11 protein-coding genes are annotated in these 12315 nt (G+C 41.8%); 9 read left to right on the top strand and 2 right to left on the bottom strand.

Translation table 11 applies throughout. The annotated features are described in order from the left end of the window. Window positions 1–134 precede the first annotated feature (134 nt). Window positions 135–809, bottom strand: coding sequence for an HAD family hydrolase (locus CXF76_RS05620; protein WP_101163238.1), 675 nt, complete (start codon window positions 807–809; stop codon window positions 135–137). Between the two features lie 427 nt (window positions 810–1236). On the opposite strand from CXF76_RS05620, the gene CXF76_RS05625 reads away from it, so the two are divergent. Together CXF76_RS05625 and CXF76_RS05630 are read left to right on the top strand one after the other, a co-directional pair. Continuing rightward, window positions 1237–2763: a catalase gene (locus CXF76_RS05625; RefSeq protein WP_024591941.1), complete on the top strand. Its 1527-nt coding sequence runs from the start codon at window positions 1237–1239 to the stop codon at window positions 2761–2763. 130 nt (window positions 2764–2893) lie between these two features. Next, the gene (locus CXF76_RS05630) at window positions 2894–3409 is read left to right on the top strand and encodes an ankyrin repeat domain-containing protein (RefSeq protein ID WP_024591942.1); all 516 of its coding nucleotides are present in this window, start codon (window positions 2894–2896) and stop codon (window positions 3407–3409) included. A 56-nt stretch (window positions 3410–3465) separates the two neighbouring features. On the opposite strand, the gene yddG is transcribed toward CXF76_RS05630, so the two are convergent. Next, window positions 3466–4386, bottom strand: a complete 921-nt coding sequence (gene yddG / locus CXF76_RS05635) for an aromatic amino acid DMT transporter YddG (protein WP_101163239.1) — start codon at window positions 4384–4386, stop codon at window positions 3466–3468. A gap of 182 nt (window positions 4387–4568) precedes the next feature. Between yddG and CXF76_RS05640 the strand changes: the two genes are divergently transcribed. The 7 genes from CXF76_RS05640 to CXF76_RS05670 all read left to right on the top strand — a co-directional run bounded on the left by CXF76_RS05640 (window position 4569) and on the right by CXF76_RS05670 (window position 12314). Next, window positions 4569–5222 carry a TetR/AcrR family transcriptional regulator gene (locus CXF76_RS05640; protein ID WP_101163240.1) on the top strand — a complete coding sequence of 218 codons (654 nt, stop codon included), beginning with the start codon at window positions 4569–4571 and terminating at the stop codon, window positions 5220–5222. 3 nt (window positions 5223–5225) lie between these two features. Further along, a complete protein-coding gene (locus tag CXF76_RS05645) occupies window positions 5226–5708 on the top strand; it encodes a putative 4-hydroxy-4-methyl-2-oxoglutarate aldolase (protein ID WP_101163241.1) in 483 nt (160 codons plus the stop codon). Between the two features lie 463 nt (window positions 5709–6171). After that, complete coding sequence (locus tag CXF76_RS05650) at window positions 6172–7374, top strand: amidase family protein (RefSeq protein WP_024591948.1); 1203 nt, start codon at window positions 6172–6174, stop codon at window positions 7372–7374. Next, window positions 7371–8972, top strand: coding sequence for a gamma-glutamyltransferase family protein (locus CXF76_RS05655; protein ID WP_101163242.1), 1602 nt, complete (start codon window positions 7371–7373; stop codon window positions 8970–8972). Before CXF76_RS05650 ends, CXF76_RS05655 begins: the two co-directional genes overlap by 4 nt. Continuing rightward, window positions 8960–9784: a sulfite exporter TauE/SafE family protein gene (locus CXF76_RS05660; protein WP_024591950.1), complete on the top strand. Its 825-nt coding sequence runs from the start codon at window positions 8960–8962 to the stop codon at window positions 9782–9784. Before CXF76_RS05655 ends, CXF76_RS05660 begins: the two co-directional genes overlap by 13 nt. A 3-nt stretch (window positions 9785–9787) precedes the next feature. Then, the gene (locus CXF76_RS05665) at window positions 9788–11017 is read left to right on the top strand and encodes a pyridoxal-phosphate-dependent aminotransferase family protein (protein WP_024591951.1); all 1230 of its coding nucleotides are present in this window, start codon (window positions 9788–9790) and stop codon (window positions 11015–11017) included. Between the two features lie 13 nt (window positions 11018–11030). Beyond that, a complete protein-coding gene (locus CXF76_RS05670; protein ID WP_024591952.1) occupies window positions 11031–12314 on the top strand; it encodes an allantoate amidohydrolase in 1284 nt (427 codons plus the stop codon). Window position 12315 lies beyond the last annotated feature (1 nt).

Consider the following 12315-nt stretch of genomic DNA (forward strand, 5'->3'; position numbering starts at 1 on the left):
GATGTTTTGCCATGTTTTGTTTTATTTTTAGTAAAGCAAAACCATCTACATTTATATTTTGCGTTTGCTTGCCTGTCAGTGAGTAAGGCGAGCAAATCGCGTTTAAAACTTTGTGTATTTAAAAAGCTGCGTGTTTACTGCTTTTTAAGTGCAGGGTATGCACTAAAAAAATCTTGCCAATGCGTTAAATGATCAACATTTGGGTAAGCACTGTGCACATGATTAACAGAGCCTTGCATATGTTGCCCACCGCTGTAATGCAGTACTTGCATGTTGGCGTCAATTCCTGCATTTACGCCGGCTTTACTGTCTTCAATCACTAAACAATGCTCTGGCTTTACACCCATTTTTTTAGCTGCATGTAAAAATAAATCGGGTGCTGGTTTGCCACGCTTAACTTCGCTGCTGGTAAAAACCGTATCGCTAAAGTACTTACTTAAACTCACTATGCTCAACGCTTTTGCGGTGCGTGCTGGGCTGCTGCTAGTAGCTATACAAATAGGCACAGCTAAATTGTTAAGTACGTCTTTTATACCGTCAGTCGTGGTTAGCCCTGTTTCAAATTCGTTTAACAGTGCTTTGCGGTAGTCACCTTCAAAGCTTTCAGGAAGAGTGACATTAAATGCATCCGCTATTTTTTGGCTTACTGTTTTAAAGTTGCAGCCTAAAAAGTGTTGCTGTACATAAGCACGATCAATATCAACGCCTTTTTCAACAAGCATATTAATGAGTACTTGTGCGCTTAAAATTTCGCTATCAATAACAACGCCATCACAATCAAATATTACTAGCTCAATGTTAGTATTCATCTTGTCACCTTATTAAAACTGTTTGGTTTAGCTAATTTAAGTATAACGAGTTAAGCGCGATTAATATTGTGCAGCTTTTTAGTGCAACTCAATAATGAGCATAAGCCCACCGATTGAGCATATTCCCTTTATTGCACGAATATGTCAACACACTGTAAGTATAAAACGCACCAGCTTGGTGAAAATACACTCAGATAAAACTAAAAACCTTTGTATTTAATCAACTTTATAAAAGCATATTGCGACCAAGGTCGTAGTAAAAAAATTCCGTTAACGTAAAAAGTGCTCCTGTTAATTTATTTCATCTATTTTACAAATCACATCAATCTAATTAATCAGTTTTACCGAAGTTAATAAAATCAATACTATCGTTAACAGATTAACAGCCTGCACCACTGCCGGCACTTTTAAATAGATGAGGTCGACAATGAATACTCAAATAAACAAAACAAAATTAACACTCACTGCACTGGCACTTGCAATAGCATTACCGGCAAGCGCAGCAACAACACTTACTAAAGATAACGGCGCAGCTGTTGGTGACAACCAAAATTCAATTACTGCGGGCGAACGTGGCAGTGTATTACTAGAGGACGTGCAACTAATTCAAAAACTGCAACGCTTTGCACGTGAGCGTATTCCTGAGCGTGTTGTGCATGCTCGTGGTACTGGCGCACACGGTGTGTTTGTAGCATCAAAAGAGCTAGACGATTTAACAATTGCAGCACCGTTTGCACAAGCTGGTAAAGAAACAGACGTATTTGTTCGCTTTTCATCAGTAATTCACTCAAAAGGTAGCCCAGAAACACTGCGTGACCCACGTGGCTTTGCAACTAAGTTTTACACAGACCAAGGTAACTGGGATTTAGTAGGTAATAACTTACCTGTGTTCTTTATTCGTGATGCGATTAAATTTCCAGACATGGTTCACTCTTTAAAACCATCTCCGGTTGATAACATTCAAGATCCTAACCGTGTATTTGACTTTTTCTCGCACGAACCAGGTTCTACACAAATGCTAACGTGGGTTTACAGCGACTACGGTACACCAGCAAGTCTTCGTAAAATGGACGGTTGGGGTGTACATGCATACAAAATGATTAATAAATCGGGTGATGTTAAATACGTTAAGTTTCATTGGGTAAGTCAACAAGGTATTGATAACCTTGACGCAAAAGAAGTGGCAAAAGTACAAAGCCAAAACTTTCAGCATTTAACACAAGATTTATACACTGAAATAAACAGAGGCAATTTCCCTAAATGGGATCTGTACATTAAAACGCTTGATCCATCGCAGCTTGATGACTTTGATTACAACCCGTTAGATGCAACAAAAATGTGGTTAGACATTAAAGAAACTAAAGTAGGAACAATGACCTTAAACCGTATGCCAACTAACTTCTTCCAATCTACAGAACAAGTAGCAATGGCACCGGCAAACATTATTCCAGGTATTGAGCCATCAGAAGACCGTTTATTACAAGGTCGTATGTTTTCTTACGCTGATACACAAATGTACCGCCTAGGTGCTAACCACCAGCAATTGCCAATTAACCGTGCAAAAGTTGAAGTGGTTAACTACAACCAAGACGGTGCAATGAACTACGGGAACACAACAAGCAATGTGAACTACCAGCCAAGCCAAGAAAACGTAGCTGAAAACCCAATTGCACGTAGAAGTAACACAGAGCTTAAAGGCTTTGTACAACAAGCCGCGATTAAAAAGCAGCAAAACTTCGCGCAAGCAGGTGTTATATACCGTGGTTTTAGCAAACAAGAACGTACAAACCTAATTAATAACCTAGCAGGCGATTTAGGCAAAGTGCAAAACAGCAGTGTTAAACACAAAATGCTTAGCCACTTTTACAAAGCAGACAGTGAGTACGGTACACGCTTAACTAAAGCTGTAAACGGCGATATTAAAATGGTTAAACAACTAGCAGCTAACTTGTAAGTAGCTAGTTGTAATTAACTAGCTGTAAGTAATCAGTTGTAAAAATTAGTCCCAACTAAGCAGCTATACAAACAACCACAATAATGAGGAAGGGATAACCCCCTTCCTCTTTTTATAAGAGACAATTGTTATGCGTAATTTATTAATTATAGTCGCTCTACTACTGAGCTTTACCAGTAGCGTTTACGCTCAAAATACCCCAAGTACACAAACACCCAGTACGCAAGTTGAAAGCCAACATTCTGCAAAAACTCAATACCAAAGCTTATTTGCTTATTACTTTGCCGCAGCACGTACCAACGACACCGCTGTAATAGAGCAATTTGTAGATGCTGGTATCCCTATCGACAGCTACAACAATAAAGGTTACACCGCGTTAATGATTGCCACTTATCACGGTAATAAAAACACAGTTAATACGCTATTGCACTTAGGCGCTAATGCCTGTTTAGAAGATAACCGTGGTAACACAGCGCTAATGGCCGCTATTTTTAGAGGTGAATTTAGTATAGCTAAAACACTCGTATCACTTGATTGCGACAACGCGCATCAAAACAAAGCCGGTCAAACAGCCGAGCAATTTGCACAAACATTTGGTCAACAAAAAGTTATAGAGTTACTAGCGCAGGTAAATAATGCAAAATAATTTGCACGCAACAAAAAGCCCTAAAATAATAGGGCTTATTTTTAATAAAATTAGTATTATGTTGCAGACGCTATTTGAGGTTGTTTAGGCTTTTCTCGCGTTACAAAGTAGCAAATTAGCGAGCCCACTGTTACCAGTACAACCCCTTGCCAAAACGAAGCACTCAGCGTAATAGATAAATACAGCGCTGAAATAATAGTAGAAAACACCGGTGTAAAGTACGAAAGCGTACCCAACAGCATTAAGTTACCGCCAATAATAGCTTGATTCCACAGTGCATAACCGCTCCCCACGACTACACCAGCTAATAATAACGTCATGCTTGAGCCCAGTGAAAACGTTAATGGCGCTTCATTACTAAAACCATATTGCGCCCACAAACTCATTGCCGTAACAGTAAAAAATAACGTAATGGCATTTTTACCATTACTCAGCTTTTGCGTAACTACGCAATAAATAGCCCATATAAACGCTGCAGCTAATGCCATTAAATAAGTAGCAGGATTATCAGCAAAGTTAGTAACAAGCGTATCGACCGACATTTCTTGATCGCCCGTAATACACCAAGCAACGCCTAAAAAAGCAATAATCATGCTTGGGTAAACCCAGTAACTTACTTTTTTACGACCAATAATAATAGAGAGCAATATTGTTAGCGTGGGCCATAAATAATTAATAACCGCCATTTCCATTGCCTGATGACGACTATTTGCCATACCAATAGAAAGCGCCAAGCAAATTTCGTACGATACAAATAATAAAGTACCTACTACCAAGTAGCGTTTCGAAAAACCACTAAACTTGGGCACTCCCATAACCAAAATTAAAAATATCGCACTTACAGAATACATAGCCGCAGCACCACCAATGGGGCTAAACAACTCAGAAATATCCCGTAGTAATGCAACTAAGCAACTCCACAGTAATATTGCAGCGACTCCATATAGTGTATATTTATTTTTGCTTATAAAATCCATTTGCCAATCCAAAAGTACTACTCGTAAATTTGAAACTAAACTAACAGTAATTATTTAATTAAACAATTAAAGTTAATAGCTTAAACCTCTCGCCTGTTTTTAACATTCACCCTTTTTTAGTAATTGACCTTTTGGTCAGTAAAGCTACAATCAATCAATACGTTAAACACGCAAACTCTATAATGACCACACAAATAAAGCCAAATAAAAAAGAAGTGACACGCGAGAAAAACCAAAAACTAATTTTAGATGCCGCCGAGCAATTGTTTTCGCAATTAGGTTACGACGGAGCAAGTATGAGCATGGTTGCTAAAGAAGCGCAGGTGCCAAAAGCTAATATTTTGTATTACTTCAAAAGTAAAGATGGTCTGTACGAGTCTGTGATTGACCGCATAATAGCTAATTGGAACTTAGGGCTCGATAACGTCACAATTAACGACGATCCAGCTACCGTGCTTTATAACTACATTAAAAGCAAAGTAATACTCGCCGTAAATCAGCCAATGCAATCTCGCTTATTTGCCAGTGAAATACTGCGCGGTGCACCTTATTTACAAAGCTACTTTAGAACCAATACCCGCCCTTGGGTTAAACAAAAGGTTGATGTACTTCAAGCATGGATGGATGCAGATAAAATGGATAAGGTTGACCCCTACCATTTGCTCTTTACTATTTGGTCTACCACGCAGTATTACGCCGACTTTCAGGCTGAGGTTTTACTCGTAATGAACAAATTAGAGTACGACAAAACCGATGTGGCACAAATTACGCAATCAATTGCCCACATAATTTTAAAAGGTATTGGTCTTAAAATACCTGAGCAAAGTGAGACTTAACCCATGACACCCTTTACTACACCCGATTTATTTGACGATCATCGCGATAACGTGCAAGTAGCCGACAGTGGCCTTTATCACTTTGGTAAAAAAACTACGTTTTATGGCAAAGTAGTTACCGTTACCTGCCCAGAAGACAACTCATTTGCTGCCGATATATTGCATGAAAATGGTGAAGGTAAAGTATTAGTTATAAACGGGTTTGCGAGCAAACGCTTTGCGTTTATTGGCGATATTATGGCTGAGCGTGCCCTAAATAATGGCTGGGAAGGCGTAATAATAAATGGCTGTTGCCGAGATATAGAAATACTCGCCACGATGAACTTACCTGTAATGGCGCTAGGCTCTACACCGCGTAGTACCTTAAAGCGCGGCTTTGGTGATAAAAACCAAGCTGTTACCATGCTTAGCATCACCATAGAACCTAACGATTGGGTTTACGCCGATATTAATGGTTTAATCATCAGTAAAACGTCCCTTATTTAGCACTTAAAACCATATAAATAAAGACCAACTTGGTGCACCTTCGCACCAAATTGGTTTGTTTTAACTCATTTTAATGTCACTATTTCTACAGCCCACATTTACAAACCTCATACAACCCAACAAAACCTGACCAATTGGACAGGTTTTTTATTTATGGCATTCCTCTTGCTTAGTCTAAGCACTATAAAATCAAAACTACCGATTAAAAAGCGGAGTTATACCAATTGCATTAAATAGTGATCTATTATAACGCGAAGAAAATAGCGCAATAACAAGGCAAAAATTATGACATATAGTTGTTCTCTATGAATAATTTTTAACGAAGTAAGTGCGTTATTTAATCCGATAGAATGATCATGTTTTTAATAAAATTGGTATTCATAATAATAATAACCAGCCCGCTTTTTAATCACTCTAACTTAATAAGTAAGTACTTGGTCAGTTTTATAATAATGAGCTGCAAATGAGTGATAAAAAAAACAACAAAGGTATATTTTGCAATCACGGTCCTACCCTGTGGCAAACAAACCAGTCTGGTCTACTTGCAAACAATCGCTTAGCCGTAAAAGATGTATTTGCAGTAAAAGGCGAGCGTAACAGCGCTGGCAATCCACACTGGTTTAAAACAGCTAAACCGGCTCAAAATACGGCAAGCTCGGTTAATAAGCTCATGACCGCTGGTTGTAACTTTATAGGCTTTACCCACACAGACGAACTGGCTTATAGCTTAGAGGGTAATAATATACATTATGGCGCTGCGCAAAATCCTAAATTAAAAGGGCATGCTTGCGGTGGTTCGAGTATGGGTTCGGCAGCAGCCGTTGCTACTAACTTAGCTGATATTGGCTTAGGTACCGACACTGGCGGCTCAATTAGAATACCCGCCAGCTATTGTGGTTTATATGGCATAAGGCCAAGCCATAATGTGATTGAAAAAGACGGTCTAATACCGTTGGCTCCGCCTTTTGATACCATAGGTTGGCTTACCCAAAGCGCCGAGCTATTAAGCGATGTAGGTAATGTACTGTTACCAAATCAAGCTATTAATAACGTTAATACCTTAGTTATTTGCGAGCCGTTATTTGAACTCGTTGACCCTGCTTTACAAGCCCCACTTAAACAATTGCTTGAAAAAACCAAGCCTAATTTTAAGCACCATAAAGAATTTGAACTACCTAACAGCAGCTTATTAAGCGAACTTGCGGATAGTTTTAGAGTACTGCAAGGGCGAGCAATCGCAAAAACGCATAAAGATTGGCTTCAATTGCCGGGGCAACCTCCCCAGTTTGCGCCAGCAATTGCGGCTCGTTTTAAAATGGCACTGGCTTTAACCGAGCAAGAAGAACAAGAGGCGTTAAAAATACAGCACGAGTGGCAAGCAATCGTCGCTAAAAACCTAAATAAACACAGCTGCTTATTTTTACCCACCACACCCACAACCGCACCTAAATTAGGCGCCGACACAAGCGCCTTACGCATGCAAATTATTACGCTTTCGGCAATTGCAGGACTTAGTGGCTCAGCGCAAGTGCATTTACCGCTGGCTAATTTAACAAATGATCATCCGTATGGTTTTTCATTAATGATGACCCACGGTAACGATAAAAGCTTACTTGCTTGCGTTAAGCACCTAGCTGAACACTTTAAACAGGACACACCGGCATGACCACACACAACATTGCATTTACCGCGTCTCATTTTTCGGCCACTGAGGCGGGTATAAATATACTAAAACAAGGCGGTACAGCTACCGAGGCTATGGTAGCGGCTGCCGCCGCTATTAGCGTTGTATATCCACATATGAACTCAATTGGTGGCGATAGCTTTTGGCTTATCGATAACCCAAACCAAAAAACGCCCATCGCTATTGACGCCTGCGGCCGAGCTGCAAGTAATACAAGTGCTTATAACACGCTCACGCAAATACCAGAGCGCGGCGGATTAAGCGCACTAACTCAAGCGGGTACAATACGCGGTTGGCAAAAAGCGCTTGAACTAGATGAGCACGCAGCACTACCACTGTTAAACATTTTAGCACCCGCTATTGAGCTTGCGCGCGAGGGCTTTACAGTTACAAAAAGCTTGCAAGCAGGCTGTGAAAAGCTAGCCGCTGCGAACAATACCAATGACGCGTTTAAAAACCTTTACATACCCAATGGCAAGCCCTTACAAGCAGGCCAGCATTTTAAAAACCCTAAACTTGCAGCAACGTTTGAGTACCTAGCAAAGCATGGTTTAAACGCATTTTATGAAGGCGCACTTGCCAACTCATTTTCCGCCGACTTAGCAAAAGCAGGCAGCTCAATTACCGCAGATGACATTACAAATACTAAAGCCGAGGTAGTTACTGCGCTAAATGCAAACCTCAGTGGTATTAATTGCTACAACTTACCTGCGCCAACACAGGGCGTGCATTCACTACAAATAATTGGTGCCGTAAATAAGTTAAAGCATTTAGCTAAAACCGATGCCGACTGGACACACTTAATTGTTGAAGCAACTAAACAAAGCTTTACGCATCGCCCTACCCTTTGGGCTGACCCTGAAGTATTAGGAGACGATTATAAAAACGCACTAACCGATGATCGCTTAAGCGAACTTGCTAACAATATTGATATGAGTAAAGCCAAAAAATGGCCATTTAACGCAGAACCTGGTGATACTGTATGGATGGCAGCCAGAGATAAAAACGGCCAATTAGTCAGCTTTATTCAAAGTATTTATTGGGAATTTGGCAGCGGAATATTAATGAGCGAAGGCGGCTTTGTGTGGAATAACCGAGGTTTAAGCTTTAGTTTAAACAATGAAGATATTGATGCGAGTAACAATATTAACGCCCTTGCGCCAAATAAAAAGCCGGCTCATACACTTAACCCAGCAATGGCAAAGTTTAGCGATGGTCGTCGACTTGCTTACGGAACAATGGGCGGTGAAGGGCAACCACAAACCCAAGCCGCTGTTTTTGCAGGCTACGCATGGCGAAATAAATCAATAAAACAAGCAATTAGCGACCCTCGTTGGTTACTTGGACGTACATGGGGCGATACAAGTACAAATTTAAAAATTGAAAAAGAGTTAGTTTTTCATATAGAACATGAATTAAATCAACGTGACCACGATTGGGTAAGCGTTGATAATAATAACGAAATGATGGGGCACGCTGGGGCTATTTTAGATACACCTACAAGCCTTGAAGCTGCAACAGATCCTCGTTCAGATGGACGTGCAACAGTAACTACAGCAGGAACACAATGTCAGAAATAATAAACCAATGGCCAATAGTTACGGCCTTAATTGCAACCGGTATTTTTGCCGGAATTTTAGCAGGACTTTTTGGTGTAGGCGGCGGTATTGTTATCGTACCTGTGCTGTATTTTTTACTGCAAGGTTTTGGCGTAAGCCCAGAGTCGGCAATGATGATAGCCACTGCCACATCACTTGCAACCATAGTACCTACTTCGCTTTCATCTATTCGCTCGCATCATAGCAAAGGAAATATTGACCTTGCGCTAATAAAATACTGGGCACCGTTTATATTAGTTATGGCGGTAGTCGGTAGTATTATTGCTCATACCGTTCGCGGTAACGCATTAGTGCTCATGTTTGCCTGCATTGCTATTTTAGTCAGTTTAAACATGTTATTTAGAGCCGGCGCACCTGCGCTTGTAAAACAACTGCCAGGTAAATTTGGTCAAGGCGTTATGGCAAGTATTGTAGGTGGTTTGTCGGTAATGATTGGCATAGGCGGCGGTACTATTGGCGTACCTATGCTAAACGCATTTAATGTACGCGCCCATGTTGCAGTAGGAACTGCGGCCGTTTTTGGTTTATTGATTGCGCTACCAGGTGTTATTACCTTATTAAGTATTGGCACAACGCCAACCGATGCTCCCCTAGGTACGTGGGGGTTAGTTAACCTCCCTGCCTTTTTTCTTATTATTCCGCTGACTATTTTATTTGCGCCTATTGGCGTAAAAATTGGTAGCAAGCTGGATCAAAAACAACTAAAACGCGCTTTTGCCGTTGTCTTAATGATAACCGGCATTCGCATGCTCATTCAGACTCTGGGAGCCTAAAATATGTTTAATAACACGCAAGTTCAAACCTTAAACCCACCACAGCGTTTATTAATGGGACCAGGTCCAATTAATGCAGATCCTCGTGTTTTACGTGCTATGTCGGCGCAACTTATAGGCCAATACGACCCAGTAATGACCGGTTTTATGAACGAAACCATGGCACGTTACCGCGAAATTTTTAAAACTAAAAACGAATGGACCATGCTAATAGATGGCACATCGCGCGCGGGTATTGAAGCCGTATTATGCTCAATTTTACGCCCAGGCGATAAAGTACTAGTGCCAATTATGGGGCGCTTTGGCCACCTACTTGCTGAAATAGCAGAACGCGTTGGCGCAAAGGTGCACACAATAGAAGTACCGTGGGGCGAAGTGTTTACGCCAGAACAAATCGAAAAAGCCATTGTTGATGTAAAACCCCATGTACTTGCTATGGTACAAGGCGATACATCCACCACCATGAACCAACCTCTTGAGCATATTGGCGATATTTGCCAAAAGCACGATGTACTATTTTACTGCGATGCCACCGCCTCTATTGTGGGCAACGAACTTCCTGCCGATGAATGGAAACTCGATGCACTTTCTGTTGGCCTGCAAAAATGTTTAGGCGGTCCTTCTGGGTCTGCGCCATTAACACTAAGCGACAAATGCGCCGAGTGGATCCAAAAACGTAAAAAGGTAGAAGCAGGTATTCGCACAGCCGATCATATCGACGGCACAGAGCCCTTTGTGCGCTCTAACTATTTTGATTTAGGTATGATCATGAATTACTGGGGAGAGGAGCGCCTCAACCATCATACCGAAGCCACCAGCATGCTGTATTGCGCCTCAGAATGCGCCCGCATAGTCATTGAAGAAGGCGTGGATAACTGCGTAGCGCGCCACAAATTACATGGCGATGCCATGCTAACAGGCATTCAAGCGCTCGGCTTAAATGTATTTGGCGATTTAACACATAAAATGAACAATGTACTGGGTGTTTATATACCCGAGGGCATTAATGCCGATCACGTACGCGGACAAATGCTAACCGATTTTGGAATAGAAATTGGCACTTCGTTTGGGCCACTGCATGGCAAAATTTGGCGTATTGGCACTATGGGCTACAACGCCCGAAAAGATACCGTATTACAAACACTTGCAAGCTTAGACGCTTGCTTGCATGCCAACGGTTACAAAGGCTCTAAAGGCGAAGCCGCCATTGCAGCCCTTGCTCACTATAAATAAACAAGGATTTAGCATGACGATTGTAAGCCCACAACACAGCCCTTTATTAGATAAAGAACTTGCTGATGAATATGCAACACGCGCTTTATCTCGCTGTAAAACTCTCAGCGCACTATCGCAAATGCAAGGCGGTATTCACCGCGTGTACTTATCAAAAGAGCACAAAGAGTGTAACGCTGTTACCGCATCGTGGATGGTTGAGGCGGGCATGCAATCGTGGCAAGACGAAGTGGGCAACCTTTGGGGGCGGCTTAAATCATCAAACCCCCATGCTAAACGTTTAATTATAGGATCGCACCTCGACACAGTTCCAAACGCAGGTGCGTTTGATGGTATTTTAGGTGTACTGCTGGGGATAGAAATTGCAGCGCTTGCACATAAGTTAAAGCTCGACCTGCCCTTTCATTTAGATGTAGTGGGCTTTTGCGATGAAGAAGGCACGCGCTTTGCCACAACTTTAATTGGCTCAAAAGCCCTCGCCAACGAATTTGACCCACAGTGGCTAAACATTGAAGACACAAACGGCATAACTATGCGCCAAGCCATGCTCGACTTTGGCCTAAACCCTAACGACTACGCAAAGGCCGCACTAAACAAAAACGAATTACTAGCTTACTGGGAAACTCATATTGAACAAGGCCCTGTACTCGAATCGGTTAATCAGGCGCTCGGAGTAGTAACGGCTATAGCAGGTGCTAAACGCGCCATGCTTACCCTAACAGGGCAAAGTGGTCATGCGGGTACAACGCCAATGAACTTGAGGCAGGATTCACTAGCAGGCTGCGCCGAACTTACTATTGCCATAGAGCAGCTAGCAAAAAACGCGAGTAATGGCGAAGTTGCCACCGTAGGGCAAATACAATCTCGCCCCGGTGCTACAAACGTGATTGCAGGTAAAACAACCATAAGCCTAGATGCACGTGCACAAAGCGACACCGATCTCGCTAACTTACTAAGCGCCATACAAAGCAGCGCTCAATCTATAGCAAGCAAACGCAATTTAACGCTTGATTGGCAATGGACTCATGCCGCCGATGCCGTTGCGTGTGATACTCAAATTCAGCATTTGTTTTCAAGCGCATGTAAACTCAATAACCAAGCATCGCCTTCACTTGCTTCAGGCGCTGGGCACGATGCAATGGCAATCGCTCCAATTTGCCCCGTTGGCATGTTATTTATACGCAGCCCTGGCGGTATAAGCCACCACCCTGCAGAAGCCGTTATTAATGAGGATGTTCCTAAAGCACTGAGCGTAATGTACAGCGCGCTTTTGCTTTATGTAAAAGAGTTTGAATAGT

This window comes from Pseudoalteromonas sp. 78C3 (assembly GCF_002836695.1).
In the GTDB taxonomy this organism is placed as follows: Bacteria; Pseudomonadota; Gammaproteobacteria; order Enterobacterales; family Alteromonadaceae; genus Pseudoalteromonas; species Pseudoalteromonas arctica.